Annotated in this window: 24 protein-coding genes and 1 pseudogene; 15 read left to right on the forward strand and 10 right to left on the reverse strand. The window is 71.5% G+C overall.

The window, feature by feature from the left end; translation table 11 throughout:
• Positions 1-25 precede the first annotated feature (25 nt).
• Positions 26-613 (reverse strand): hypothetical protein, encoded by a 588-nt coding sequence (locus B0I28_RS22465; RefSeq protein ID WP_106366101.1) that lies wholly within the window; start codon positions 611-613, stop codon positions 26-28.
• 301 nt (positions 614-914) lie between these two features.
• Between B0I28_RS22465 and B0I28_RS22470 the strand changes: the two genes are divergently transcribed.
• The 5 genes from B0I28_RS22470 (at position 915) to B0I28_RS22490 (ending at position 6,370) form a co-directional block, all read left to right on the forward strand.
• Positions 915-1,343 (forward strand): hypothetical protein, encoded by a 429-nt coding sequence (locus tag B0I28_RS22470; RefSeq protein ID WP_106366102.1) that lies wholly within the window; start codon positions 915-917, stop codon positions 1,341-1,343.
• A gap of 249 nt (positions 1,344-1,592) precedes the next feature.
• Positions 1,593-2,405 carry a glutamate racemase gene (gene murI / locus B0I28_RS22475; protein ID WP_106366180.1) on the forward strand — a complete coding sequence of 271 codons (813 nt, stop codon included), beginning with the start codon at positions 1,593-1,595 and terminating at the stop codon, positions 2,403-2,405.
• A complete protein-coding gene (locus B0I28_RS22480; RefSeq protein ID WP_106366103.1) occupies positions 2,402-3,160 on the forward strand; it encodes an MBL fold metallo-hydrolase in 759 nt (252 codons plus the stop codon). The genes murI and B0I28_RS22480 overlap by 4 nt, the downstream gene beginning before the upstream one ends.
• A gap of 123 nt (positions 3,161-3,283) precedes the next feature.
• On the forward strand, positions 3,284-5,086 hold the full coding sequence (locus B0I28_RS22485) for a hypothetical protein (protein WP_146148202.1): 1,803 nt from the start codon (positions 3,284-3,286) through the stop codon (positions 5,084-5,086).
• 54 nt (positions 5,087-5,140) lie between these two features.
• Positions 5,141-6,370 (forward strand): deoxyguanosinetriphosphate triphosphohydrolase, encoded by a 1,230-nt coding sequence (locus B0I28_RS22490; RefSeq protein WP_181245916.1) that lies wholly within the window; start codon positions 5,141-5,143, stop codon positions 6,368-6,370.
• Between the two features lie 2 nt (positions 6,371-6,372).
• On the opposite strand, the gene trmB is transcribed toward B0I28_RS22490, so the two are convergent.
• Together trmB and B0I28_RS22500 are read right to left on the reverse strand one after the other, a co-directional pair.
• Positions 6,373-7,062 carry a tRNA (guanosine(46)-N7)-methyltransferase TrmB gene (trmB, locus tag B0I28_RS22495; RefSeq protein ID WP_106366105.1) on the reverse strand — a complete coding sequence of 230 codons (690 nt, stop codon included), beginning with the start codon at positions 7,060-7,062 and terminating at the stop codon, positions 6,373-6,375.
• A 54-nt stretch (positions 7,063-7,116) separates the two neighbouring features.
• On the reverse strand, positions 7,117-7,950 hold the full coding sequence (locus B0I28_RS22500; protein ID WP_106366106.1) for a hypothetical protein: 834 nt from the start codon (positions 7,948-7,950) through the stop codon (positions 7,117-7,119).
• Between the two features lie 367 nt (positions 7,951-8,317).
• Between B0I28_RS22500 and B0I28_RS22505 the strand changes: the two genes are divergently transcribed.
• On the forward strand, positions 8,318-10,795 hold the full coding sequence (locus B0I28_RS22505) for a sigma-70 family RNA polymerase sigma factor (RefSeq protein ID WP_106366107.1): 2,478 nt from the start codon (positions 8,318-8,320) through the stop codon (positions 10,793-10,795).
• Between the two features lie 49 nt (positions 10,796-10,844).
• A complete protein-coding gene (locus B0I28_RS22510; protein WP_106366108.1) occupies positions 10,845-11,354 on the forward strand; it encodes a GtrA family protein in 510 nt (169 codons plus the stop codon).
• 58 nt (positions 11,355-11,412) lie between these two features.
• Here B0I28_RS22510 and B0I28_RS22515 read toward each other — a convergent pair whose 3' ends face one another.
• From B0I28_RS22515 to B0I28_RS22525, 3 genes are all read right to left on the reverse strand, one after another.
• Entirely contained in the window at positions 11,413-11,937 is a 525-nt protein-coding gene (locus B0I28_RS22515; RefSeq protein ID WP_106366109.1) for a PH domain-containing protein, read from the reverse strand.
• A gap of 115 nt (positions 11,938-12,052) precedes the next feature.
• A complete protein-coding gene (locus B0I28_RS22520; RefSeq protein ID WP_106366110.1) occupies positions 12,053-13,054 on the reverse strand; it encodes a hypothetical protein in 1,002 nt (333 codons plus the stop codon).
• Between the two features lie 18 nt (positions 13,055-13,072).
• Entirely contained in the window at positions 13,073-13,876 is an 804-nt protein-coding gene (locus tag B0I28_RS22525) for a biotin--[acetyl-CoA-carboxylase] ligase (RefSeq protein ID WP_106366182.1), read from the reverse strand.
• Positions 13,877-13,903: 27 nt separating this feature from the next.
• On the opposite strand from B0I28_RS22525, the gene B0I28_RS22530 reads away from it, so the two are divergent.
• The 4 genes from B0I28_RS22530 to B0I28_RS28095 all read left to right on the forward strand — a co-directional run bounded on the left by B0I28_RS22530 (position 13,904) and on the right by B0I28_RS28095 (position 17,525).
• Positions 13,904-15,487, forward strand: a complete 1,584-nt coding sequence (locus B0I28_RS22530; protein WP_106366183.1) for a carboxyl transferase domain-containing protein — start codon at positions 13,904-13,906, stop codon at positions 15,485-15,487.
• Positions 15,488-15,725: 238 nt separating this feature from the next.
• Complete coding sequence (locus B0I28_RS22535; protein ID WP_106366111.1) at positions 15,726-16,721, forward strand: NYN domain-containing protein; 996 nt, start codon at positions 15,726-15,728, stop codon at positions 16,719-16,721.
• Between the two features lie 4 nt (positions 16,722-16,725).
• Positions 16,726-16,935, forward strand: coding sequence for an acyl-CoA carboxylase subunit epsilon (locus tag B0I28_RS22540; RefSeq protein WP_219926929.1), 210 nt, complete (start codon positions 16,726-16,728; stop codon positions 16,933-16,935).
• The gene (locus B0I28_RS28095; RefSeq protein WP_106366112.1) at positions 16,932-17,525 is read left to right on the forward strand and encodes a Maf family protein; all 594 of its coding nucleotides are present in this window, start codon (positions 16,932-16,934) and stop codon (positions 17,523-17,525) included. Before B0I28_RS22540 ends, B0I28_RS28095 begins: the two co-directional genes overlap by 4 nt.
• Positions 17,526-17,687: 162 nt before the next feature.
• Here the strand turns inward: B0I28_RS28095 and B0I28_RS28550 are convergent.
• Positions 17,688-18,197 (reverse strand): annotated as a pseudogene (locus B0I28_RS28550) (GntR family transcriptional regulator); the annotation flags it as partial.
• 98 nt (positions 18,198-18,295) lie between these two features.
• Between B0I28_RS28550 and B0I28_RS22555 the strand changes: the two are divergent.
• Positions 18,296-19,474 carry an amidohydrolase gene (locus B0I28_RS22555; RefSeq protein WP_106366113.1) on the forward strand — a complete coding sequence of 393 codons (1,179 nt, stop codon included), beginning with the start codon at positions 18,296-18,298 and terminating at the stop codon, positions 19,472-19,474.
• An 8-nt stretch (positions 19,475-19,482) separates the two neighbouring features.
• On the opposite strand, the gene B0I28_RS22560 is transcribed toward B0I28_RS22555, so the two are convergent.
• Entirely contained in the window at positions 19,483-20,022 is a 540-nt protein-coding gene (locus B0I28_RS22560; protein ID WP_106366114.1) for a thioredoxin family protein, read from the reverse strand.
• Between the two features lie 338 nt (positions 20,023-20,360).
• Positions 20,361-21,035 carry a MerR family transcriptional regulator gene (locus B0I28_RS22565; protein ID WP_106366115.1) on the reverse strand — a complete coding sequence of 225 codons (675 nt, stop codon included), beginning with the start codon at positions 21,033-21,035 and terminating at the stop codon, positions 20,361-20,363.
• A gap of 92 nt (positions 21,036-21,127) precedes the next feature.
• Between B0I28_RS22565 and B0I28_RS22570 the strand changes: the two genes are divergently transcribed.
• The 3 genes from B0I28_RS22570 to B0I28_RS22580 all read left to right on the forward strand — a co-directional run bounded on the left by B0I28_RS22570 (position 21,128) and on the right by B0I28_RS22580 (position 24,514).
• Complete coding sequence (locus B0I28_RS22570) at positions 21,128-21,829, forward strand: DUF2306 domain-containing protein (protein WP_106366116.1); 702 nt, start codon at positions 21,128-21,130, stop codon at positions 21,827-21,829.
• Between the two features lie 15 nt (positions 21,830-21,844).
• Complete coding sequence (locus tag B0I28_RS22575) at positions 21,845-22,270, forward strand: GNAT family N-acetyltransferase (RefSeq protein ID WP_106366117.1); 426 nt, start codon at positions 21,845-21,847, stop codon at positions 22,268-22,270.
• Between the two features lie 102 nt (positions 22,271-22,372).
• Complete coding sequence (locus B0I28_RS22580) at positions 22,373-24,514, forward strand: HelD family protein (RefSeq protein ID WP_219926931.1); 2,142 nt, start codon at positions 22,373-22,375, stop codon at positions 24,512-24,514.
• Here B0I28_RS22580 and B0I28_RS22585 read toward each other — a convergent pair.
• Entirely contained in the window at positions 24,511-25,203 is a 693-nt protein-coding gene (locus tag B0I28_RS22585; RefSeq protein ID WP_106366118.1) for a lysoplasmalogenase, read from the reverse strand. The genes B0I28_RS22580 and B0I28_RS22585 overlap by 4 nt on opposite strands.
• Positions 25,204-25,228: the final 25 nt, after the last annotated feature.

Below are 25,228 nucleotides of genomic sequence, written 5' to 3' on the forward strand. Positions count from 1 at the left end.
CGCTCAGCGCGGGCCCGGCCCGCTGCTATCCCAGATTCGCCTGCGCGGCGAAGGCCGGGTCGATGCGCATGGTGCGGCCGATGTGGCCGGCCCAGGCCCGGGCCCGTGAGAGCGGGTGGTCGGGGAACTGGCGGTCGAAGGCCGGATCGTCGCCGCGGTGGTAGGGGAGGCGGGTGCGCAGGGACGGGTCGAAGGGGTGCGGCCGGGTCCAGTCGGCGGGCATGCCGAGCTGGGCCATGAGGGTGGCTTCGCGGATGCCGGTCATGCCGGATTCAGCGGCGGCGTAGATCAACTGGGCGTAGACCGGGGTCTTCGGGAGGGTGTAGATCGCCATGAAGACCTGCCCGGCGGGCAGGGCGGGGTGGGGGACCTTGACGACCTGGTAGATGACCGGGACGCCGACGATCTCGTAGCGCTCCAGCTCGATGAGGCACCCGGCCTCGCCGTACATGCCGGCGAATCCGCGCCGCAGCGCCCCGAGGTCGTGCATCCAGGAGGGCTCGAAGGCCTGGCCCTCGACGGTCTTGACCTCGATCTTGTCGTCGCTGCCCGGGTTGGCCCAAGCGGTGGGCCCGGTCTGCTGGAGACCGGTGGTGTCGAAGGAGATCGGCATTCGGCGGAGCCTAGTCCACATCGATGCGTGTCCATTCGCTCACGGCGCACCGTGCTCATCCGTCACAGCGGCCACGGACTGCTACGGCCGACGCGGTCGGGAGTGTCGGCGCGGAGTCGCCCCCGGTTTCAACGATGCCCCGGGGGGTGCGACACAGGGCTGCGACGGCACCCGGCCCGGCTTCCCGTCGTGCGTACCGCGTCTGCCCGTCGCGCGTACCGCGGCCGCTCGCCGTGCGCAGCGCGCCGCACCGCTCCAGTCCACTCCTGAGCAGTCCTCAGTGGGTTGCTAGCCTGGGCGGATGACCACCGGCGACCAGCGAACCCTGACCATCGGCGCGGCGAACGGCGCGGCCAGCGGGCTCCCGCGCCAAGGCGCTGCACCGCAACCGGAGTCGGCTCCACGGCAGGGCCTGTCGATCCCGGTCGCCCCGGCGCCGCCGAAGGTCCGCGCCGACTCCCCGGAGGTGCGGCTGCGCCGCCTCGCGGGCGTCGCGGCGTGGGCCCTCGTGCTCGTCCTCGCGGGGGTCGCCTCCGCGATCGTGGGCCTGTTCAAGGTGTTCGGGGACGGCCCGGACTGGTTCACGCCCGCGTTCATCTCCGTCGGCGTCGTGGGGATGCTGCTGGCGATGATGGCGTTCGCGACGGTGCGCTTCAAGGGCGTGCCGTGGATCTTCATGGCGGCCTCGACGGTGACGCTCCTGGCCGCGTTCGCGATGCTCCGGGCCTAGAGGCCCGACCGGCAGGAGAGGCCCGGCGCAGAGCGGCCGGGCGCCCGGCGGAGGCGGGGCGCGCGCACGCTCCCGCCCAGGGTGGGGAACCCTCCCTCGGGTGGGACCGCCCCTCGATCGTCCGCCCCGGGGGCGACGAAAACCGCTTGCGTCCAGCGAAAATGTGGCGAGCGCCACGTTGTCATTTTGGCGACATTCCCGTGGCGAGCAGGGGCGCTGAACGGCGGTTTGGACGTACTCTCGGAGCCCATGAACGACGCGCCCATCGGGATCTTCGACTCCGGTGTCGGAGGTTTGACCGTCGCCCGGGCGATCAGCGAACTGCTGCCGGCCGAGCGACTCGTCTACGTCGGCGACACCGCCCATGTCCCGTACGGTCCCAGGCCCATCGCCGAGGTCCGCAAGCTGTCCCTCGACGTCTGCGACCACCTGGTCGAACAGGAGGTCAAGGCGCTCGTGATCGCCTGCAACTCAGCTTCTGCGGCAAGCCTGGCCGACATCCGCGACCGCTACGACATACCCGTCGTGGAGGTCATCCGGCCCGCCGTCCGCCGCGCCGTCGCCACGACGCGGACCGGCCGGGTCGGGGTGATCGGGACGGTCTCCACGATCTCGTCGGGCGCGTACCTGGACGCCTTCAACGCCGTCCCGGACGTCGAGGTGACCGCCGTCGCCTGCCCGGCGTTCGTGGATTTCGTGGAACGCGGTGTGACAACCGGCCGACAGCTCCTAGGGCTCGCCCAGGGGTACCTTGAGCCGCTACAGCAATCCGACGTCGACACGGTCGTGTTGGGCTGCACCCACTATCCGCTGCTGTCGGGACTCATAGGACTGGTGATGGGAGAGGACGTGACACTGGTGAACTCCGCGAGCGAGTGCGCCCGCGAACTCTACCGCGTGCTCACCGAGCGCGAACTGCTGACCGCCAGCGATGTCCCGCCCGTGCACCGGTTCCTCGCCACGGGGGACCCGGAGGCGTTCACCAGGACCTCAAGGCGGTTCCTGGGGAACCTGTTCCCGAGCGCGGCCGCAGCCGTACTGGACAAGGTGGATCTGCCATGAAACTGACGGTCATCGGCTGCGCCGGCTCCTTCCCGGCGCCCGACACGCCCTGCTCGGCCTACCTGGTCGAGGCGGGCGGCTACCGGCTGCTGATCGACTTCGGCACCGGATCGCTCGGTGAGCTCCAGAAGCACCTCGATCCGCACCTGGTGGACGCGGTCATCGTGACCCACCTGCACGCCGACCACTTCTTCGACGCGTGCGCCTACGCCGTCATGCGCCGCTACGCGCCCGAGGCCCCGAAGGAGCCGCTGCCCATGTACGGGCCCGCCGGGGTCGGCGAGCGCATCGTCGCCGCCTACGGCGGCCAGGGCGAGCTGTGCCACCCGTCGCTGCGCGACGTCTACGACTTCCGCGAGCTCGCGCCGGGCAGCTTCGATCTGGGCCCGCTGAGCATCACCGTCGACCGGGTCGCGCACCCGGTGGAGACCTACGGCATCCGCGTCGAGCACGCCGGGTCGTCCCTGGCGTACACCTCCGACTCCGGGCCCTGCCAGGCCCTGGAGACCCTCGCCGCGCACTGCGACGTGCTCCTCGCCGAGGCGTCCTACATCGAGGGCCGCGAGAACCCGAAGGACGTGCACCTCACCGGGAAGGAGGCGGGGGAGTACGCCACGAAGACCGGCGCCGGACGCCTCCTGCTCACCCACCTGGTGGAGCCGTGGAACTCCCGCGAGGCGACCCTCGCCGAGGCCAAGGCCGCCTACACCGGGCCCGTGGACGTCGTCCGCCCCGGCCAGGTCTTCGAGTTCTGAAGCGACCGGGAGTCCAAGCCCTCCGAGGCGACCAGGTCCTGAAGCGGCGCACCACCGTCCGCTGAGGCCGGTTTGGCACGTTCCCGGGATACGGCTGTTGCACGCGCGCCGTAGCGTCGAAGGATGTCGAGTCAACCCAGCCCCCCGCCGTACCAGGGACCGCCCAGCGGCCCCCCGTACCAGCAGCCTCCCGCGCCGCAGCAGTACTACCAGCCGGGCCCCGCCCAGCCGGTCCCGTACGTGGAAGCCGGTGCGCCCGGCGCGCCCGGGCAGCCCCCGTACCTCCCGCCGGGCGCGTACACGCCCGCGCCGCCGCCCCCGCCCCGCGGCGGGCGCGGCGCGAAGGTCGCCATCGCGACGATCCTCTCCGTGGTCCTCCTCGCCGCCGTCGGCGCCGTGGTCCTCTTCAAGTTCGTCCTCAAGGGCGGACCCGACCCGGCCGAGAGCTTCCCCGCCTCCGCGAGCATGTACATGGAGCTCAACCTCGACCCGTCGTTCGACCAGACCCCGAAGCTCCTGGAGCACCTCTCCAAGTTCGAGGACCTCGACTACGACTCCACCGACGACCTCCTCGCCGACCTCATCGAGGAGTCCGGCCTCGAAGGCGTCGACGCCGAGAAGGACCTCAGCTCCTGGCTCGGCGGCCGCCACGGCGCCGCCATGTGGGAGTACGACGGCCAGCCGTACGCGGTCGTGAGCCTCGCCAGCACCGACGCGGGCGCCGCCGAGGACGGCCTCGCGAACCTCCGCGCCGCCGCGGGCGTCGACGAGGACCAGATGGCCTACACCGTCGAGGACGACCACGTCCTCATGGTCGTCGGCGAGACGGGCGCGGCCGCCGCGCTCGACGCCGCGAAGTCCGAGGCCGGATCCGAGCCGCTCTCCGCCTCCGCCTCCTACGAGGAGGCCCGCGCCTGGCTCGACGGCGACCAGCTCGCCGTCTACTGGGTCGACATGGACTCCGTCGCCGAGCTCGCCGAGCTCACCGGCGAGGACGCCGACATGTTCTCCGAGTTCTACTCCGGCCAGCTCATCGCGGGCTTCTCCGCGTTCGACGACGGCTTCGAGCTGACCTACCGCCTCTTCGGCGGCGAGGACGACCCGTGGACCGGCTCCGAGGACCTCCTCGCGAACATGGGCGAGCTGCCCGCCGCCGACGTCGCCGCCACCGCGCACATCCCCGAGAACATCGGCGACCTCACCAGTGAATGGCTCGAAGCCTACGAGGGCCTCTACGGCGTCGACGACTACGCGGCCGAACCGGCCGAGCCCGCCGGAGACCCGCTCACCGCCGAGGAGTACACCGAGTACCTCGAACTCCAGGACGGCTACTACAACGGCACCCTCACCGCCGAAGAGGAGACCCGCTACCTCGAACTCGACACCCGCTACTGGACCGCGGGCACCGTCGAGGACCCGTGGGTCGACGACTCCGACGACTACGACTACGGCCCCTCCGCCGAGGAGATCGAAGCCATGGTCACCGAGTTCACCGACCTCCTCGCCGGGGCCGACCTCTCCTTCGCGGGCGACTTCGACGCCGAGGAGGGCATGAACCCCGACTCCGTGCTCGCCTCCGCGCACCTCGCCGAGGACCGCGCCGCCGACCTCCAGGCGCTCATCGACGAGTCGCTCACCGAGGAAGGGGCCGAACTCCCCGAGGGCGTCACCGCCGACGGCTCCGAGATCTCCTACACCGGCAGCGAGACCGCGTCCGGGACCCTCAGCGAGGACTCCCGGTTCAGCGACTTCGCCGCCGCCGCACCCGAGCAGTCCGCCGTCGCGGTCTGGGTCGACCTCGCCGCGGCCGCCGAGACCTTCCCCGACGAGTTCGAAGGCGCCCAAGCGCTCTCGGCCTTCGCGTGGGCCCACGGCTCCGACGGGGGCGACGGCACCGGCGTCCTGCGCCTGTACCTGACGGATTAGACCCGAGCACAAGGGATCGGTCGCGCTAGGCTCGACAGCGTGACCGATCCCGCTCTGCACCCGCTGGCCAAGCGCTGGCCGTCCGCGGCGCGGCTCGTGCCCGAGCCCGGCTCGACGCGCTCGCCGTTCCAGCGCGACCGCGCGCGGCTCCTCCACTCGGCCGGGTTCCGGCGCCTCGCCGACAAGACCCAGGTGCACACCGCGGGCACCGACGACTTCCTGCGGACCCGCCTCACCCACTCCCTCGAAGTCGCCCAGATCTCCCGTGAGCTCGGGTCCGCGCTCGGCTGCGACGCCGACGTCGTCGACGTCGCCGGCCTCGCCCACGACCTGGGCCACCCGCCGTTCGGCCACAACGGGGAGGACGCCCTCCACGAGGTGGCCGGGCCCTGCGGCGGCTACGAGGGCAACGCCCAGACCCTCCGCGTCCTCACCCGCCTCGAAGCGAAGGTGGTCGGCCCCGACGGCGGGTCGGCGGGCCTCAACCTCACCCGCGCCTCCCTCGACGCGACCTGCAAGTACCCGTGGCCCGCCCGGCCCGGGGTGCGCAAGTTCGGCGTCTACGAGGACGACCGGCCCGTGTTCGACTGGGTCCGCGGCGGCGTCCCCGAAGGCGTCACCTGCCTCGAAGCGCAGGTCATGGACTGGTCCGACGACGTCGCCTACTCCGTGCACGACGTCGAGGACGGCCTCCACGGCGGCTACATCAACCTCGCGAAGCTCATGGACGACGCCGACGAGCAGGCCGCGGTCTGCGCCGACGTCGCCGGGCGCTACTCCGACGAGTCCACTGCGGCCCTCGGCGAGGCCCTGCGCGACCTGCTGCGCGACCCCGTCACCGAGGGCCTCCACGACTACGACGGCTCGTTCGCCGCGATGGTCGTCCTCAAGGACTTCACCTCGAACATGGTGGGCCGCTTCGTGAACGGCGCGGTCCGCGCCACCCGCGACCGGTTCGGCGAGGGGCCGCTGCGCCGCTACGACGCCGACCTGGTCGTGCCCGAGCGCGAGCGCATCCAGTGCGCGCTCCTCAAGGGGATCGCCTGGCGGTACGTGATGCGCCCGCGCACCGACGAGTCCTGGTACACGCGCCAGCGGGAGATCCTCCACGACCTCGTGGCGCTGCTGTGCGACCGCGGGCCCGAGGCGATGGAGCCGATGTTCGCAGAGCTGTGGCAGCGGGCCGCCGACGACGCCGCGAGACTCAGAGCTGTCATCGACCAGGTCGCGTCGCTGACCGACGCCTCGGCCCAGTCCTGGCACCGCCGCCTCACCGCGGCCTGACCTTATTTCTTGCGGAACACCAGGTCGAAGATGTCGCGCCCGGCCTTGACGCCGCGCCGCTCGAACTTGGTGACGGGCCGCCGGTCCGGGCGGGCCGCGAAGCCGTCCTCGGTGTTCTCCAGCGTCGGCTCCGCCGTGAGCACGTCGAGCATCTGCTCCGCGTAGTCGGCGATGTCGGTGGCGCAGTGGAACAGCCCGTCCGAATGCAGCAGGCCCGCGAGGGTCGCCACGTGCTCGGCCTGGATGATCCGGCGCTTGTGGTGGCGCTTCTTCGGCCACGGGTCCGGGAAGTACACGCGGACCTCGTCGAGGGACTCCGGGGCGAGCCCGCGCCACAGCAGCGGCAGCGCGTCCCCCTGGTAGATCCGCAGGTTGTCGAGCCCGCGCTCCTCGGCCCGGTCCATGAGGTCGGCGATCCCCTGCGGGTACACCTCGACGGCGAGGAGGTCCCGGCCGCGGTCGGCGTCGGCCATCGCGGCGGCGGCCTCGCCGTTCCCCGAGCCGATCTCCAGCACCAGGGGCGCGGTGCGGCCGAACAGGGCCGCGGTGTCGATGCGGCCGTCCTCGGGCGTCCACTCCAGGCCGTAGCGCGGCCACAGGCGCGCGAACGCCTCGTCGTGGCGGGGCTTGTTGCGGCCCTGGCGGAAGTTGAACGTCAGGATGTGGCGGTGCTGGGATTCCTCGTCAGGCATAACCGCGCAAGTCTAGCGGTGCGACCGCTGTGACCTGCCCCCGAACGACCCGCTTCAGCGTTCGAGCTTCGCCGGGGCCTCGTAGGAGCGGCCGCGCACGCCCGCGGGCCCGTCGGGGCGACGCGGGTCCGGCCGCGGCGGGGGAGCGGGCTCGTCGTCATCGTCCTCGGCGAACAGGAACGACTCGCGCGTGTCCTCCTCGACGTACCCGCCGTCGCCCGCGTAGTCGCCGTCGGGCTGCTCGGGCACGTACGTCGGCGGGCCGACCTCCTCGTGCTCGGGCTCAGCGGTGATCATCGCCTTGGGTCGCCTGGGCCGCAGGCGCTTCGCGCGCTCGCGCAGGAACCACACGTAAGCGCCCAGCGCCGCGAGCGACAGGCCCGCGCCGATCCAGAACCCGGGCCCCGCGATGGCGACGCCCGCGAGCTCCAGCAGCGCAAGGGCTATGAGCACGTAGAGGATGCGGCGGTGTCGCCGCCGCCACCACTCGGCGCGCATCTGCCGGAGCCTGGCCTGCTCGTGCATCTCGGGGTCCTCGCCGGTCAACGACTGGTCGGACACCAACCGTACCGACCCGCCGCTGCGAGCGCCGCGCCGCTCCCACCCGCGGGCGCCCGAAACGCCGTGAGATCGTTGGGAGTCAACGGGATCTGAGTACGGGTCGTCCGTTTCGCCCGGTTCTGAAGGCGCGGCGGCATCGTCCAGCGGGACGGTCCGGTGCGAGGCGGGACGAGGCGGCCTGTGCCCGTCGCGGTCGAGGACGCGGGCGTCCGAGGAGGCGCGGTCGGCGATCATCCGCTCGTCGGGGTCGTACCGGCGCACCAGGGCCGGGGTCAGGGCCAGCAGGGCGGTTCCGACCAGAAGCGCCAGCAGTACCGATGCGGGCATCGCTCACCTCCTTCGCGTCGTCTGCATCACACCATGCGTCGTCCCACGGTACGCAATGGCCTGACGTATTTCCGACAGTTGCCTGGAACCCGGGCGGGAAGTCCCAATACCATCACACCTGGTCACAATCGCATCACAATTCACGACTATGACGGGTTTTTGCCCTAAACTCCGAGAAATGTCCTGTTCGCTGCCTGCCCGAACGTCGGCCGCGCGGGGCGCAACCGGAGGCCGACTCGATCGTTAACCCAAGGGAGACAGCGAGAACTCCTCCAATCAAGTCGACCCGAACGCCTCGCACGCAAGACGCCTCCGAGCCCCCTGATCGTACGAGCTCGGCGCAACCAGGAAGGAGCACCGGCGCACGATGCCCGAGACCGTCCCCGCCGGCGATCCGCGCGGCCCCGGACCCGACGCCCCCGGCGACACCCCAGACGCGCTCTCCGACCCCGAGCTCATCGCGGCCACCCGCCGCGGCGACACCACCGCCTACGCGGTCCTCTACGAGCGCCACGTCCACGCCGCCCGCCGCCTCTCGCGCATCCTCAGCCGCGACCCCGCGGGCGCCGACGACCTCGTCTCCGAGACGTTCGCGAAGCTCCTCCACACCTTCCGCGAAGGCGGCGGCCCCGACCTCGCCTTCCGGCCCTACATGCTCCAGACCCTCCGCAACACCTTCTACGACCGCGTGCGCCGCGACAAGAAGGTCGAGTTCACCGACGACCTCTCGCCCCACGACTCCGGCGAGATCTACGTCGACCCCGCTGTCGAGGGCCAGGAGCGCCGCTACGCCGCCCTCGCCTTCGGGAAGCTCCCCGAGCGGTGGCGGATGGTCCTGTGGCACACCGAGGTCGAGGAGGACTCCCCGGCCAAGATCGCCACGATGCTCGGCATGACCCCGAACGGGGTGTCCGCGCTCGCGTACCGGGCCCGCGAGAAGCTCCGCCAGAACTACCTGACCGAGCACGCCGCCGACTCCCCGCGCGAGGAGTGCCGCTGGACCGTCGACCGCCTGGGTGCGCGCGTGCGCGGCAAGCTCGGCGAGCGCGACATGCAGAAGGTCGACGACCACCTCGACTCGTGCGTCACCTGCAACCTCCTGTTCGCGGAGCTGACGGAGCTGAACTCCGGCCTGCGCGTCGTCATCGCCTGGGTGTTCCTCGGACAGACCGCCAGCCCGTACCTCGCGGCGGGCGCCGTCTCGGCCGCGGGGCTCGCCGTCGGCGGGGTGCTCGCGTTCTTCGCCGCGCCGTTCATCAGGGTGTTCAACTGGATGCGCCGGATCGTGCAGCAGCTCGGCACGAAGGGCACCGTCGCCACCGGGACCGCCGTGGCGGTGGTCGCCGCCGTCGCGGTCTTCGCGCTCACCTCCGGCGAGGAGGAGGAGCCGCCGCAGGCCGCGCCCGACGAGCCCGCGGTCACCGAGCCCGCCGACCCCGGCCCCGAGGCCGAGGACGACCCGGTCCCCGACCCCGACGACCCCGCGGAGGAGGACCCGGACGACCCCGAGCCCGAACCGGACCCCGACGACCCGGCGGAGGAGCCCGCGCCCGACGAGGAGGACCCGACGGCGTACGCCATCGCGCACGGCCTCGGCACGAGCGGCCTCGTCGCCGGGGGCGAAGCGGTGCTGCCGATCCGCCTCGAAGCGCCAGAGAACGCCGGCGGCGCCTACGCGCCGCGCACCGAGCGGACCGCCGAGTCCGCGGTCGTCGGCCACGGCCAGGCGGCCTCGACCGACCGCGTCACGCTCGACATCGTCTTCCCCGCGGGGATCACGCTCGCCTCCGAGACCGCCGACCCCGGCTGGACCTGCATCGAAGGGGACGCCGTGCACTGCACCATCCCCGAGATGCCGTCGCCCGCGGAGGCGAACCTGCGGATCAATATCGCCGACGACGTCTCCGGCTACCAGACTTTCGAGGTCACCGTGGACGGCCCGGGGATCTCCGGGACCACCCGGCTCCAGGTGCCGATCGCCCCGGCCGGGTCCACCGTCGGGTACGCGAGCCTCGACGCCACCGGCGTCACGGCCTCCGGGAACACCTGGATGACCTGCTCGATCCCCGGCTGCCGGGAGGCCACGCTGCTCGGCGCGGGCGACCGCTGGCCGATGAAGGCGTACAAGCCGCAGACCGCGCCCGCCGGGCGCGAGGGCGAGGCCGCCTCCGGCGCGGTCCTCGACGTCCCCGGCGGCGCCACCGTGACATGGGCGGGCCTGTACTGGGCGGGCGCCCACGAGGACCTGCCGACCGAGGTGTCGCTGCACGGGCCGGGCGGGTCCTGGACCTCGCTGTCCGCCGACTCGATCACCGACACGACGCCGGGCGTGCAGGCGTTCGCCGACGTCACGGGCCTGGTGAGCGGCGGCGGCGAGTACTGGGTCTCCACCGACAACCACCAGCTGCCGACCTCCGACTGCGGCACCTGGCCGATCGGCGCGGACGCGCACTGCATCGCGGAGCAGCACTGGGCGGGCTGGTCCCTCACGGTGGTCTACGCGGAGCCGGGCGCGGACGCGAAGGAGGTCGCGGTCTACGACGGCGCGGACGCGGCGGACACGGAGATCGAGATCGAGAACGGCGGGGAAGTCGACATCGCCGCGACCCTGTGGGGCGGCTCGGCGAACCGCCGCGGCGACAGCGTCTCCGCGGGCGACCAGCACCTGGGCCAGGCGGCCTCGTGCTACGCGAACGGCGCGGTGGACAACCCGAACTGGTACGCGTTCGGCGTCGACGTGCAGGTCTACACCGCGCACACCGGCCAGGCCGGGGTGATCCGCTTCGAGCGCGGCGACGACCCGTTCATCGTCGGCGTGGTCGCCGTCGCGCAGCCGCACGTGTAACCCGTTCGGCCCTCCCGCGAGGGGCCTGCGGCGGGTATCCTGGCGCTTGATGACCACCACCGACACCCCGGCGCGTACGGGCCTCTTCGCACGGGCCCTGGGGCTGATCAAGCGACACTCCCGCGAGCTCAGCGGGTTCCTCAGCATCGGCGGCGCCGCCTTCATCGTCGACGCGGGACTGTTCAATCTGCTGTACATCGGCTACGACTGGTCCTACTGGTACGCGAAGATCCTCTCCGCGGTCGTCTCGATGACCCTCGCGTTCTTCGGCAACCGGCACTGGACCTGGCGCGAGCGCCGCGGCTCGGCCGCCGCGCACCGCCAGTACGCGCTGTACTTCTTCTTCAACGGCATCGGCCTGCTCATCAGCATGGGCTGCCTGTGGATCAACAGCCGCCTCGCCGAGGTCTGGCCGCACATCTTCGACACGAAGATCGCGGTCAACGTCGCCGCCCTGCTCTTCGGCGTCGGCATCGCCTCGGTCTTCCGGTTCTTCGCCTACCGCACCTGGGTGTTCCGGCGCCTGCCGCAGCTCCAGGAGGCCCCGGAGACCGCCTGAGCGGCAAAGCAGAAGGCCCGCACCTGCCGTGCGGGCCTTGTTTTTGCGTCTTGCGGGCTTATGAGCCGTCGCCCTGGCTGGCGCGGCGCGAGCGGTCGTCCTCGGCGAGCTGGTAGAGCAGCGCCTTGGTCTTGTCGACGCTCGGGACGTCGATGAGGTTGATCTCGCCCTCGTCGGAGGCCGAGTCGATGTTCATGTCGCCGAAGCCGAAGATCCGCTCCCAGACGTTCTGGGTGTAGGACACGGTGTTGACGCGGGCGAGCGGGATGTGGCGGCTCTCGCGGGTCACGAGGCCCTCGCGCCACATGACGCGCTGGTCGGTGATGACGTAGTGGGTGGAGCGCCAGCGGATCCAGGGGATCACCGACAGCCAGATCAGCAGGATCAGGGTGAGGACGACCTCGGCGAGGATCAGCCAGATCTTCCCGTCCCAGTCGAGCTTCGCGGTGTAGGTGACGGCGATGGCGCCGATCGCGAGGAAGACCACGAACCAGAGGACCGGGCCGACGCCTTCCTTCCAGTGCGGGTGGGTGTGGAGCTTGACAACCTCGTCACGGGCGAGCTGGTCGTCGGGATATCCCACTGCGGACCTCCAGGAGTGAGAAATACGGGCCGGGGGCGGTACGAATGTTCAAAAGCACAGTACAACACTTCGTCACCGGCCCCGTGACCACGATTGCGCGACCCCGCCCGGGGGGCTAAGGGACCCAGCCGTTCTTCGCGGCGTGCCAGCCGAGCTGGATGCGGGTGTCCACATCGGCCAGGTCCATGAGCTCGCGGACGCGCCGCTGCACGGTGCGCAGCCCGATGCCCAGTTTGGACGCGATGGACTGGTCCGTCAGGCCCGCGATGAGCAGGCCGAGGAGCACCGCGTCGTCCTCGTCGATGCGCACGCCGCCTTCGGCGGCGGTGGTCGCGGGGACGCCCGCGGTCCACAGCTGCTCGAAGAGGGTCGCGGCGAGCCCGGCGATGGACCGGTTGCCGGTGACGATCGCGCGGGGCCGCTCGCCGCCGGGCTCCTCCATGAACACGGTGCGGTCGTCGACGATGAGGACCTTGAGCGGCAGGCGCTTGGCGAAGCGGACCTCGTCGCCGGATTCGAGGGCGTGGCGCACGTAGTCGGCGTACGGGTCGATGTCGAGGACGGCGCGGTCGAAGAGGATGCGGTGGACGACCCCGCGGGCCTGGAGGTCCTGGTGCAGTTCGTCCTCGGGGACGGGCAGCACCATCGGCGGGCGCACGAACGTGCAGAGGGTCCGCTCGGCGGCGGCCTTGAGCTGGCGGATGCGCGAGCGGATCGCGGTGGCGCCGGTGACGACCTCCCACTGGGCGCCGCCCGCGTCGGCGGGGCCGGCGCGGTGGATGCCGAGGAGTTCGCGCAGGGCCTCGTACTCGCCGAGGACCTCGCCGAGCTGGGAGGCGATGCGGCCGCCGAGGACGGCGTCGGGGCCGACGGCGCGGAACCGCGAGTCGGCGACCATGGTCGCGAATCCTTCGTCGACGAGGTGCGCGAGGACGTCGCGGACGTGGTCGACCGAGCGTGCGGCGTCGGCGGCGAGCTGCGCCACCGTGGCCTCGGACCGGGTCAGCAGGAGGCGGTAGAGCGCCTCGGACTCAGGGTCGAGCCCGGTCGCGCCCGGCGGCTGCCGGGCCGGCCGGGTGCCTGGATGCGGGGCGTTCGGATGCTCCGGGTCGGTCAATGCGCCACTCCCTCGGGTTCACGCCCGCGGCCGCAGGTGGACGACGTCGCCCGCGGCGACCGTCTCCACCGGCCCGTCGCCCGGGTCGACCTGTAGGCGGCCGTCGGCGTCGATGGCGACGGCGCGGCCGGTGAGGTTGCGGCCGTTCGGGAACGATACCGCGACTCGTCTCCCCAGCGTGTCGGAGTTTTCCTCCCAGCGCGCGACCACGTGGCCGGGGCCCTGGTCCTCCCAGGTGCGGTAGACGGCCGCGACGTGCGCGAGGAACGTCGCGGCGATGAGCTCCCGGTCGAGGGTCGCGGCGCCCGCGAGGAGCAGCGAGGTCGCCTGCTCGACGGGCAGCTCCTCCTCGGTGAGGGACACGTTGAGTCCGGCGCCGACGACGACGGCGTCGCCTTCGGCCTGCGCGAGGATGCCGCAGACCTTGCGACCGCCGATGAGGACGTCGTTGGGCCACTTGAGCTTCGCGTGGACCCCGCACACGGCGCGCAGGGCCTCTTCGAGCGCGACGGCGGTCGCGAGGCCGAGCGTCCCCCACTGCTCGCGCGGCGCTTTCGGGCGCAGCAGGAACGAGATCGCGAGCCCGGCGCGCGCGGGGCTCTCCCAGCGCCGGTCGAGGCGCCCGCGCCCGCTGGACTGCTCCTCGGCGATGAGCACGCGGCCCTGCTCCGCCCCGCGCTTCGCGGCGGCGGCGAGGTCCGCGTTCGTCGACCCGGTGACCGGGACCACATCAAGCCGGGTCCAGAAGTCGGACTTCTCCGACAACAGCGACCACAGCGCGTCGCGGTCCAGTGGCTTTCTCGTCGGTGTGTCCACGCGCATAGCGTAGCCACTCGGGAAGTCGATACGATCCGAAGCGTGACCGACATCGACTTCCACACGACCGCCGGGCGGCTCGCCGACCTGGCCGAGCGCCTCTCCGAATCGGCCACCGGGAACCCCCGGGCGATCGAGAAGCAGCACGAGAAGGGCAAGCGCACCGCGCGCGAGCGGTTGGAGCAACTGCTCGACGAGGGGTCGTTCGTCGAACTCGACAGCCTGCGGCGCCACCACTCCACGAGCTTCGGCATGGAGGCCAACCGGCCCTACGGCGACGGCGTGGTGACCGGGTACGGCACCATCGAGGGCCGCGAGGTGTGCGTGTACGCGCAGGACTTCACCGTCCTCGGCGGGTCCCTCGGGCAGGTCTCGGGCGAGAAGATCACGAAGATCCAGGAGCTGGCGCTGCGCACCGGCCGCCCGATCATCGGCATCTCCGACTCCGGCGGGGCCCGCATCCAGGAGGGCGTCGCCTCGCTCGGCGGGTACGCCGACATCTTCTTCCGCAACGTGCGCGCCTCCGGGGTCATCCCGCAGATCTCGCTCATCATGGGCCCGTGCGCGGGCGGCGCGGTCTACTCGCCCGCGATCACCGACTTCACCGTGATGGTCGACCAGACCAGCCACATGTTCATCACCGGCCCGGACGTGGTCCGCGCGGTGACCGGCGAGGACGTCGGCATGGAGGAGCTGGGCGGGGCCCGCACCCACAACGCGGTCGCCGGGAACGCGCACTACCTCGCCTCCGACGAGGACGACGCGCTCGAATACGTCAAGCACCTCCTGTCGTACCTGCCGTCGAACAACCTCGACGAGCCCCCGGCGTACGAGTCGAAGGACTTCGAGCTCGACATCACCGCCGACGACCTGGCCCTCGACACGGTCATCCCGAACTCGGCGAACCAGCCGTACGACATGCACAAGGTCGTCGAGTCCGTCCTCGACGACGGCGAGTTCCTGGAGACGCAGGCGCTGTTCGCGAAGAACATCCTCACCGGCTTCGGGCGCCTCGACGGCAAGCCCGTCGGCGTCGTCGCGAACCAGCCCATGCACTTCGCGGGCTGCCTCGACATCGACGCCTCCGAGAAGGCCGCCCGGTTCATCCGGTTCTGCGACGCGTTCAACATCCCGATCATCTCGTTCGTCGACGTCCCCGGGTTCCTCCCGGGCACCTCGCAGGAGCACGACGGGATCATCCGCCGCGGCGCGAAGCTCATCTACGCGTACGCCGAGGCCACCGTCCCGAAGCTCACCGTCGTGTGCCGCAAGGACTACGGCGGCGCGTACTGCGTCATGGGCTCCAAGGGCGTGGGCGCCGACCTGTGCCTGGCGTGGCCGACCGCGGAGATCGCGGTCATGGGCTCGCAGGGCGCGGTCAACATCCTGTACCGCCGCGAGCTGGCGAAGGCCGACGACGAGCAGGCCAAGCGCGCCGAGCTCATGTCGGAGTACGAGGAGAAGCTGAACAACCCGTACGTCGCGGCCGAGCTGGGCCTCATCGACGCGGTCATCCAGCCGCGCGAGACCCGCGCGCAGCTCGTGCGCGGCCTGCGCATGAACGCCTCCAAGCGCGACGAGCTCCCCGCGAAGAAGCACGGGAACATCCCGCTCTAGGACCCATGCGGGACGCGCGGGACCCTCACGTCCTCGGATCACTCAATCCGGTGAGGGACCCGCGCGTCCCGCCCTGCGCCCACCCCGGCTACCGGGGGAAACCGCATTTCCCGCCGAAGCGGCGTGCACCACTCCCAACCCAGGGGTCCGATCCGGGTACCGTCTATACAGCTGGGGAAAGCGGGACGAAACGTCCCGCCGGATATCGGGAGTGTGGGCGATGACACCAATCGGAGGAATGCTTCCAGGACTGCCGTCCCGGCGGTACGCGATCCTCATCGACGTCGGCTACCTCTACGCGGCCGCGGCGGAGCTCCTGCTCGACGCCACCTCCAGGCGCGACTACCGGGTCGACGCCGAGAAGCTCATCAAGTCCCTCATCGAGCGCGCCGCGATCCGCCTCTCCGACGGCGAGCTGCTGCGCCTCTACTGGTTCGACGCCGCCCGCGACCGGGTCCCCACCGTGGACCAGCGCGTGATCGCCAACATGGACTACGTCAAGGTCCGCCTCGGGAACCTCAACTCGCGCGGCCAGCAGAAGGGCGTCGACGCGCAGATCCGCTCCGACCTGGAACTGCTCGCCCGCCACCGCGCCATCCACGAGGCGATCCTCCTCGCGGGCGACGAGGACATGGTCCCGGCCGTCGAGGTCGCGCAGGCCTACGGCGTGCGCGTCCACCTCTGGGGCGTCGAGCCGCCCTACGGGACCAACCAGGCCGAGCGCCTCGTCTGGGAGTCCGACACCGTCGAGACCATCGAGGCCGAGGAGCTGAAGGCCTACTTCACCAAGAGCGGCACCGCCGCCGCGGCCACCCACGGCATGGTCGGCGCCCCCATGGCGCAGCCCGCGCCCACCGTCCCCAACCCGGCGATGGTCTTCGGCACCCGCCAGTCCGTGGCCGTGACGATGACGGCCGCCGACGCGCTCGCGCAAGCGGAGTCGGCGCGGCCCAAATTCGTGCGCACCACGCAGACCGGCGAGAAGCTCGACCCCGAGACCGTCCGGTCCATCGGCGAGTACGTGGGCCACAAGTGGCTCCTGACCAGGGGCGCCGACAACATAGCGGATCTCCTGCCGGGCCCGCAGCTCCCCACCGTCATCGACAAGGAGCTGCTGGTGGAAGCCGAGAAGGAACTCGGCTACTCTCTACGCGACCACCCCGAAGCGCGGATCTGGGTCCGCGACGGGTTCTGGGAGCGGGTGCACCGCGAGTTCGACTACGACGAGGAGTAGCACGATGGGACTGGAGCTCAAGGTCCTCCGAGGCAACCCCACGGATGAAGAGCTGGCCGCCCTGGTCGGCCTCATCACCGCGCTCCCGCGGCCCGCCGAGGAGTCCGAGGCGCCGGCCCGCCGCGCCGCCTGGTCCGACCCCGGCCTGAAGCTGCGCGTGCGCCGCTCCTGGCGCGACACCGCCGTCCCGGCCCGCCGGGGGACCGAGCGTTGACCCGGCCGTTCGTCCTGGCCTCCCAGTCGCCTGCGCGACGGGCGCTGCTGGAGGCCGCCGGGATCGACCCGCTCGTCATCGTCTCCGGCGTCGACGAGTCCCGTGTCATGGGCCACGACCCCGCCGACCTCGCCAACGCGCTCGCCGAACTCAAAGCCCAGGCCGTCCTCGACCAGGTCAGCCCCGGCTCACTCGTCCTCGGCTGCGACTCGGTGCTCCACTTCGGGCACGAGATCCTCGGCAAGCCCGACGGCCCCGAAGAGGCCGCCTCGCGCTGGAAGCGCATGCGCGGCAACAACGGGACGCTCTACACCGGCCACTGCCTCATCGACACCGCCGCCGACCGCCAGATCGTGCGCGCCTCCGGCACCGCCGTCCACTTCGCCGAAGTCTCCGACGAGGAGATCGCCGCGTACGTCGCCACGGGCGAACCGCTGCACGTCGCCGGGTCCTTCACCCTCGACGGCTACGGCTCCGCGTTCATCGACCGCATCGACGGCGACCCGGGTACCGTGATCGGCCTCTCGATGCCGCTGCTGCGCAGCATGCTCGGTGAACTGGAGATCGCGCTCCACCAGCTCTGGCGGTAACTCCACGTCGACTCGGCGGCGCCTGGTGCGGGTCGCCTCGTAGGCGTCGACGGCCTCCAGCTGCCACCTGCGGGCTGCTTCGAGGGTGAACGCCCGGCCGTCCTCCACGTGCGCGTGAGCGACCGCAGCGGCCCGGTCCGGGTCCGGCGCGACCAGTGCTTCCAGCAGCTCGGCGTGCTCCTGGCGCTGGCGCTCGGGGTCGCGCTCGACGGTGAGGTGGAAGACCCAGCGCATCCGCGCTTCGAGGGGCTCCATGATCTGCGCGAGCAGCGGATTGCGCGCGGCGGCCACCAGTTCGCGGTGGAACGCGGCGTTCGCCTCGGTGCGCGAGTCGGCCCGGTCGCGGGGGAGCACGCACGCCTGGAGCTTCAGCAGGTCCTCGGGCGCCGCGTTCGCGGCGGCGAGGCGCGCGGCGACCGGTTCGAGCCCCGCGCGCACGTCGAACAGGTCCGCGATGTCCTTCGGCGTCGGCACCGTGACGATGCTGCCCTGGCCCGGCACGGCCGTGACCAGGCCGTCGGCGGCCAGCCGCTGGAGCGCCTCGCGCAGCGGGATGCGGGAGACCTCGAACTCGGCGGCGAGGTCCCGCTCGATCAGGCGCGCGCCCGGGCGCAGCCCCACGGTGACGATGCGCTCGCGCAGCGCCTGGTAGACCTGATCGGCTCGGCTCATGGTGCTCCTCGGAGGTGGACGGAGGCCCGTCAACGGTATACGGTCCAAGATAGTGGTATACCGTTAACGGCGGGGACCGTGAGGAAAGGACCGACACCATGACCGACCTTCTGCTGCGCGACGCCCGGCTCTGGGGCCGCGACGGACGCACCGACGTGCTCGTCAAGGACGGCCGCATCGCCGCACTCGGCGACTCGCTCGAAGCCGAAGGCGCCCAGGTGGAGGACCTCGACGGCGCCGTCGTCGTCCCCGGCCTCGTCGACTCCCACGCCCACGTCGACAAGACCCTCTGGGGCGGCCCCTGGGTCCCCCGCACCGCGGGCCCCGGCCTCGCCGCCGCCATCGCGTACGGCCGCGACCGCCGCGCCGAGTTCGGCGTCCCCAACCCCGACTTCATCACCGCCCTCCTCACCAACATGGTCGCCTCCGGCACCACCCACGCGCGCTCGCACGTCGACATCGACCCCGGCATCGGCATCGGCGCCGTCGACGCCGTCCTCGAAGGCGTGCTGCGCCTCGAAGGCCGCATCGACGTCGAACTCGTCGCCTTCCCCCAGACCGGCATCCTCGTCAGCCCCGGCACCGCCGAACTCCTCGAAGAGGCCCTCAAAGCCGGCGTCAAGTCCATCGGCGGCATCGACCCCGCCGGGTTCGACCTCGACGCCGAGACCCACCTCGACCTCGTGTTCGCGCTGGCCGCGCAGTACGGCGCCGAGATCGACATCCACCTCCACGACGGCGGCGACCTCGGCATCCGCGAATTCGACCTCATCATCGAGCGCACCCGCGCCCTCGGCTACGCGGGCAAAGTGGTCATCAGCCACGCCTTCGCCCTCTGCGACGCCGACGACGCCACCCGCGAGCGCCTCATCGCCGACCTCGCCGAACTCAGGATCGGCCTGACCTCCGTGGCGCCCAAGAAGATCCTGCCGCTGCGCGAGCTCGACGCCGCGGGCGTCACCATGGGCATCGGCAACGACGGCGTGCGCGACCTGTGGAGCCCGTACGGCACCGGCGACATGCTCCAGCGCACCCAGTGGTTCGCCCGCAACGCCGGGTTCAGCCGCGACTCCGACATCGAACTGGCCCTTGAGGCCGCCACCTTCGGCGGCGCGCGCCTGCTCAAGATCGACGGCTACGGCCTCGCGGTCGGCGACACCGCCGACCTCGTCGCCGTGCCCGGCCGCACGCCTTCCGAGGCGGTCCTGGAGCACCGCCCGCGCACGCTCGTGGTCAAGAACGGCCGCGTGGTCGCCCGGAACGGTTCACTCGTCTAGCGCTTCCCCTAGCGCCACTTGATGCCGCAGCCCATCGACGGGTAGTGCGGCTCGGGCACCGGCTCGCCCTTGCGGACCCGCTCGATTGCCGACGCCAGGTACTCCCCGGTGACGGGCACGCCGTTGCCGGGGGTCGAGCCGTCGAACGCGCCGCGGTAGGCGAGTTTGCGGTCCGGGCCGTACAGGAAGAAGTCGGGGGTGCAGACCGCCTGGTAGGCGCGGGCGACCTCCTGTGACTCGTCGATCAGGTACGGGAACGCCCACTGGGCGCGCGCGACCTGCTCGGCGAGCCCGGCCGGGCCGTCCTCGGAATGCGAGGCGGTGTCGTTGGAGCAGATGGCGACCGTGTCGAGGTCGGCCTGGCCCGCGGTGAACGCGCCAAAGGCCTGCTCGATGTGGCGCACGTACGGGCAGTGGTTGCAGACGAAGGCGATCAGCAGCGCGGGCGCCTCGAAGCCTTCGAGCGACCGCACCTCGCCGTCGAGGTCCGGAAGGGAGAAGTCCGGCGCGGCCGTGCCGAGCGGGACCATGGACGAGTTGAGGGCCACGGGAAATCGCACTCCAGAGCTAGGTGGTGGGTTCCATCGTAGAGATTGGAGTGCCCTGGCTCAACCGTCGCAAAACGAAAAGGCGGCGGGGCTCCGGGCCAGGTGATCGGAGCCCCGCCGCGGGCCGCCCGTCTACCCCACTTCGGCGGACGGCCTCCTGGTGATGGCGGCGAAGTCGCTTGTCGAGCAGGCTTGGAAGCTCGCCGCCGCGCCATTACCGGGCGTTGGAATAAGCCTAGAACCACCCAATCGACTTGCGAAGTCAAAAACCCGACAAGTGCAGACATTGTCATTCGTGCATGGAACGGGGTGGTGGAGAGGGGAGTGCGGTCCCGGAGTCACTCCCCAGTGGACGAATCTTCTTCGTCTTGCACTGATTCCCGTTGTGCCGGTGGGTATACCCGTGACGACACCTCGACCTGCGCTATCCGCCGCAGCGCCTCGAAGATCGCGTCTCCGAGCACGGTCCCCACGACCATCGCCTCCAGAATCTCGTCGCGGTCGCTCCGCATCTGGAGCAGCGCGAGGTCGAACTCTGCGACGATCTCGGCCGCCCGCGCGTACTCGCCGGTCATGTCGACCATGTCCCCGAGCCCGAGCTCCCGCAGCCGTCCGATCGCGTCCGCGAGCGTCCAGACGTAGCCGTGCTCCAGTGGAACCGCGTTCCAGCCGCGGCCGCGGACGATCGCCTTCGCGGTCTCGACGTCGACCGCCGCGGGCTCCTCGGCCGGGACCTTGTGCTGCGAGAGGGCCCGGCTGGCGACGCCGAGGGTGGAGTCCAGGTCCCGGCGCGGGTCCTCGATCTCGGTGAGCACCTCGCGGACCTTCGCGATCGGGACCGACCCGACCTCGACCATCGCCCGCACCAGCCGCAGCCGCCGCACGTGCTCCTCGCCGTACTCGACCTGGTTGTGGCCGCGGCGCTCGCCGCCGGAGAGCAGGCCCTCGCGCACGTAGTACTTGATGGTGGCCGCAGGGACCCCGGTCCTGGCGCTGAGCTCTCCGATTCGCATGGGTCTTTCTTACCCGAAGCGGCGTTGACTCCGGCTCGTCTCAAGTGATAGTTTCACTATCGATAGTGAAACTCACACCAGGAGACACCCCCATGACCGCCACCCTCGGGCGTCCGCCCGCCGCCCGCAAAGGCCGGGCCGCCGTGCTCGTCGTCGCGATCCTCAGCGTCGCGATCGTCCTGTACGCCGTGCCCGCCTACCTCGTGCCCGACGTCGACTCCCGCGTCGGCATCCGCGAGGACGTGCCGTTCCACCTCCCGTTCCTCGTCGTCCACGCCGCCACCGCCGGGATCGCGCTGCTCGTCGGCCCGTTCCAGTTCTTCGCGTCGATCCGCGGCAACCACCCGAAGGTCCACCGGATCCTCGGCCGCACCTACCTCCTCGCGGGGGTCCTGCCCGCCAGCCTGAGCGGGATCGTCGTCGCGCTCCTCACCACCGCCGGGCCGATCCCCATGGCGACCTTCGTGCTGCTCGACGTGTGGTGGTTCTACTCGGCGCTGCGCGCCTACCGCGCCGTGCGCGCGCGGGACTTCGCGTCGCACCAGGAGTGGATGCTGCGGAACTTCGCGGCGACCTTCGCCGCGGTCAACTTGCGGGTCTACCTGGGCCTGTTCATCGCGCTCCAGCTGCCGCTGCTCGACGGGTACTACGGCGGGGACTTCGAGCCGCTGTTCGACACCGCCTACACCTCGGCGGTCGTCTCCTCGATCGTGCTCAACGTGGTATTCATGGAAATCTACTTGCGGCGCAAGCGGAACCGGAGCAACGTCGTCGTGAGCACCGCCGAGGCCTGACCACGAGGGAGCAGCATGGGCAGCGAAGCGTACGAGATCTCCACCGACCCCGACCGGCTCGACCGCGACTGGGTCCACCAGGTCATCTCCACGGACACGTACTGGGCGAAGGGCCGCACCCGCGAGGACATGGACCGCGCGATCGACCACTCGCTCCCGTACGGCGTCTACGGGCCCGGCGGGCAGGTCGCGTTCGGGCGGCTCGTGACCGACCGGACCTACTTCGCGTGGCTCAGCGACGTGTTCGTGGACCGCTCCGTGCGCGGGCAGGGGATCAGCAAGCTGCTCATGACGCGGATCGTCGCCGACGCCGAGGAGATGGGCCTCAAGCGGATCCTCCTCGCCACCGGCGACGCGCAGGGCCTGTACCGGCAGTTCGGGTTCGACGACATCGGCGACGACTACTCGTGGATGTACCGGGTCTGGGACGCGCGGCCTTAACGCCTTCGCAGGGTGTCCGAGCACTCGCCGGTCCATGATCGGCGGACGGGCGTCGCACGGGCGCGCTAGGCTGGTGCGTCCCGAATTCGAGCGAGGAGCGCCGTGTCCCAGGAACCAGGCCCCGCCGACGCCCGCCCGGCGGAGGACGTCGACACGTCCCACGCCGTGCCCGATCCCGACCCTTCCAGCACGCCCGAGCAGGAGATCGCGATCGAGCAGGCGTTCGTCGACCGCGTCTACGGCCGGGTCGACGTGCTCCGCGGCGAAGCCGAAGGCAACCGCGAGTCCGGCTACGCCCACCTCGCCGCCACCGTGCCCGGCGCGCGCTATGAGCGCGACGTCTTCGTGTACCAGGCCGCCCGCCGCATCGCCGACCTCGACTCGCAGCACGAAGGACTCGTGTTCGGGCGGCTCGACTTCGACGACGGGAAGGTCCGCCACATCGGACGCCTCGGCGTGCGCGACGAGGAGTACCGCACGCTCCTGGTCGACTGGCGCGCCCCCGCCGCCGCCCCGTTCTACCGCGCGACCGCCGTCGACCGCCAGGAGGTGGCCCGGCGGCGCGTCATCCGCTCGTTCGGCCGCTCGGTCGAGGAGATCAGCGACGACCTGCTCAACGAGGACGCCGCCGACCGCCTGCCCGTGATCGGCGACGGCGCGCTCATGGCCGCCTTGGGCCGCAAGCGGACCGGGCGGATGCGCGACATCGTCGCGACCATCCAGGCCGAGCAGGACGCCGCGATCCGCGCGCCCGGGCGCGGCGCCACGATCATCACCGGCGGGCCCGGCACCGGCAAGACCGTCGTGGCCCTGCACCGCGCCGCGTACCTGCTGTACCAGGACCGCAGCCGCTACGAGGCCGCGGGCATCCTCGTCGTCGGCCCTTCCGCGGTGTTCATGAAGTACATCGGCCGCGTCCTCCCCAGCCTCGGCGAGGAGACCGCCGCCCTGTACTCCCTCGGCGAGCTGTACGCCGGGGTCGAGGCCACCCGCCAGGACCTGCCGCAGGTCGCGGCCGTCAAGGGCGGCACCGTCATGCTGCCGATCCTGCGCCGCCTGGTCCGCCAGACCCCGCCCGACGCGCCCGACGAGCTGCGCATGGTCTACCGCGGCGACGTGTTCCGCCTCGACGCCGCCGAGCTCGCCGCCGCCCGCGCCCGCGTCTTCGAGAAGGAGCCGCGCCCCAACCTCGCCAAGACCGAGGCGGGCCGGGCGCTCCTCATCGCCCTGTGGCGCAAGATCAAGCCGGGGATCCCCGACGCCGAGCCCGCGAAGTTCTCGCGCGACGTGGGCTCGCGCGGCGAGTTCCTCACGTTCCTCGACCACTGGTGGCCCGACCTCGACCCCGCCGAGGTCCTCGGCTGGGCCGGCGACCCGCGCCGCCTCGCGTCCGCCGCCGAAGGGCACCTCAAGCACGAGTCCGTGGAGGCCGTCGCCGCGTCGCTGCGCGAGACCGACTTCTCCATCCCGGATGTGGCGCTCCTCGACGAGCTGCGCATCCTCCTCGGCGTCAAGCCCCAGCCGCGCGGAAGGGACCGCATCCGCTCCTGGGACGGCATCCAGGAGGTCTCGACCGCTCAGGACCGCTTCTACGACCGGCCCGAGCGCCAGGCCCGCGACGCGTTCTACGAGGACTACGCGCACGTCATCGTCGACGAGGCCCAGGACCTCTCGCCGATGCAGTGGCGGATGCTGTCGCGCCGCGGCCGCGCCGCCGGATGGACCATCGTCGGCGACGAGGCCCAGTCGAGCTGGCCGCGCCCCAAGGAGTCGGCCGACGCCCGCCGCCGCGCCGTCCCGCGCGGCAAGATCCACGAGTTCCACCTCACGAAGAACTACCGGAACTCCATGGAGGTCTTCGAGTACGCCGCCGAGTGGGCCAAGCCCCGCCTGCGCAACATCGACCTCCCCGAGGCCGTGCGCGAGACCGGCATCCCCGTCGAGTCCAAGTCCGTCGACGCCGACGCGCTCCTCCCCGAGCTCGCCAGCGCCGTCGCCGAAGCCCTCGGCGCCGTCGAAGGCACCGTCGGCGTCATCGCCCCGTACGCCCGCCACGCGGAGCTCGCCGCCGTCGTCACCGACGACCGCGTGACGCTGGTGGGCCCCTTGGAGTCCAAGGGCCTCGAATGGGACGCCGTGATCGCCGTCGACCTCGACGCGGTCGCCGCCGCCCACGGCGCGGGCGTCGCCTACGTGGTCCTCACCCGGGCCACGCAGCGCCTCAAGCGGATCGACCCGCTCTAGGCCTGCGCCGGCCGCCGGCGCTTGAGGAACCTGATGACGCCGAGGGTCAGGAGGAGCTGGGCCGCGGCGTAGGTGGACATGACGGCGAGGCCGGAGGCGGGGATGTCGTAGCCCGCGACGCCGAGGCCGAGGACGGTGTCGGAGACGACGAAGAGGAGGCCGCCCCAGCCGAGGGGGTGCTTCAGGGTGTTCCAGAATCCGAGCACTCCGGCGAGGGCGGCCATGCCGACGAGGAGCAGGCTGTAGACCGCGACGGGGGCGGCGAGGGGGCCGAGGTCCGTCCACAGCGCGGTGATGAGCCCGGCCCAGAACGCGAAGTAGCAGATGAGGACGACGCGGCGGTCGGCGAACGCGCGGACGGCGCCGAGCTTGATGAACGCGGCGATGTAGAGGACCTGCATGACCGCGAAGAGGCCCATGCCGGTGAGGAACGCGGGCGTGCCGTCGACCAGGAGCGCGATGTCGGCGGCGCAGGCGAACAGCAGGCCCGCCGCGAACAGGCGGGCGGCGGTCTGGCCCGGGGCGACGGCGGTGAGCAGGTGGCCGAGGAGCAGGAGCGTCAAGGCGCTCTTGCTGACCCACCTGACGGCGTCCCAGCCGAAGGCGACGGCGAGGAGCTCCACGGCGAGGACTGCGGCGAAGGCCCGGAGCCAGGTGCGGGCGGGGATGCGGGCGAGGGGTTCGGTCATGGACCGGGACGCTACCTGATGCCGC

The sequence above is a fragment of the Glycomyces artemisiae genome (assembly GCF_003002955.1).
GTDB classification, from domain to species: Bacteria; Actinomycetota; Actinomycetes; order Mycobacteriales; family Micromonosporaceae; genus Glycomyces; species Glycomyces artemisiae.

Coding starts and splice junctions, on each gene's coding strand:
- B0I28_RS22465 (WP_106366101.1), bottom strand. CDS start 613: ATGCCGATCTCCTTCGACACCACCGGTCTCCAGCAGACCGGGCCCACC.
- B0I28_RS22470 (WP_106366102.1), top strand. CDS start 915: ATGACCACCGGCGACCAGCGAACCCTGACCATCGGCGCGGCGAACGGC.
- murI (WP_106366180.1), top strand. CDS start 1,593: ATGAACGACGCGCCCATCGGGATCTTCGACTCCGGTGTCGGAGGTTTG.
- B0I28_RS22480 (WP_106366103.1), top strand. CDS start 2,402: ATGAAACTGACGGTCATCGGCTGCGCCGGCTCCTTCCCGGCGCCCGAC.
- B0I28_RS22485 (WP_146148202.1), top strand. CDS start 3,284: ATGTCGAGTCAACCCAGCCCCCCGCCGTACCAGGGACCGCCCAGCGGC.
- trmB (WP_106366105.1), bottom strand. CDS start 7,062: ATGCCTGACGAGGAATCCCAGCACCGCCACATCCTGACGTTCAACTTC.
- B0I28_RS22500 (WP_106366106.1), bottom strand. CDS start 7,950: ATGCCCGCATCGGTACTGCTGGCGCTTCTGGTCGGAACCGCCCTGCTG.
- B0I28_RS22505 (WP_106366107.1), top strand. CDS start 8,318: ATGCCCGAGACCGTCCCCGCCGGCGATCCGCGCGGCCCCGGACCCGAC.
- B0I28_RS22510 (WP_106366108.1), top strand. CDS start 10,845: ATGACCACCACCGACACCCCGGCGCGTACGGGCCTCTTCGCACGGGCC.
- B0I28_RS22525 (WP_106366182.1), bottom strand. CDS start 13,876: ATGCGCGTGGACACACCGACGAGAAAGCCACTGGACCGCGACGCGCTG.
- B0I28_RS22535 (WP_106366111.1), top strand. CDS start 15,726: ATGCTTCCAGGACTGCCGTCCCGGCGGTACGCGATCCTCATCGACGTC.
- B0I28_RS22540 (WP_219926929.1), top strand. CDS start 16,726: ATGGGACTGGAGCTCAAGGTCCTCCGAGGCAACCCCACGGATGAAGAG.
- B0I28_RS22555 (WP_106366113.1), top strand. CDS start 18,296: ATGACCGACCTTCTGCTGCGCGACGCCCGGCTCTGGGGCCGCGACGGA.
- B0I28_RS22565 (WP_106366115.1), bottom strand. CDS start 21,035: ATGCGAATCGGAGAGCTCAGCGCCAGGACCGGGGTCCCTGCGGCCACC.
- B0I28_RS22570 (WP_106366116.1), top strand. CDS start 21,128: ATGACCGCCACCCTCGGGCGTCCGCCCGCCGCCCGCAAAGGCCGGGCC.
- B0I28_RS22575 (WP_106366117.1), top strand. CDS start 21,845: ATGGGCAGCGAAGCGTACGAGATCTCCACCGACCCCGACCGGCTCGAC.
- B0I28_RS22585 (WP_106366118.1), bottom strand. CDS start 25,203: ATGACCGAACCCCTCGCCCGCATCCCCGCCCGCACCTGGCTCCGGGCC.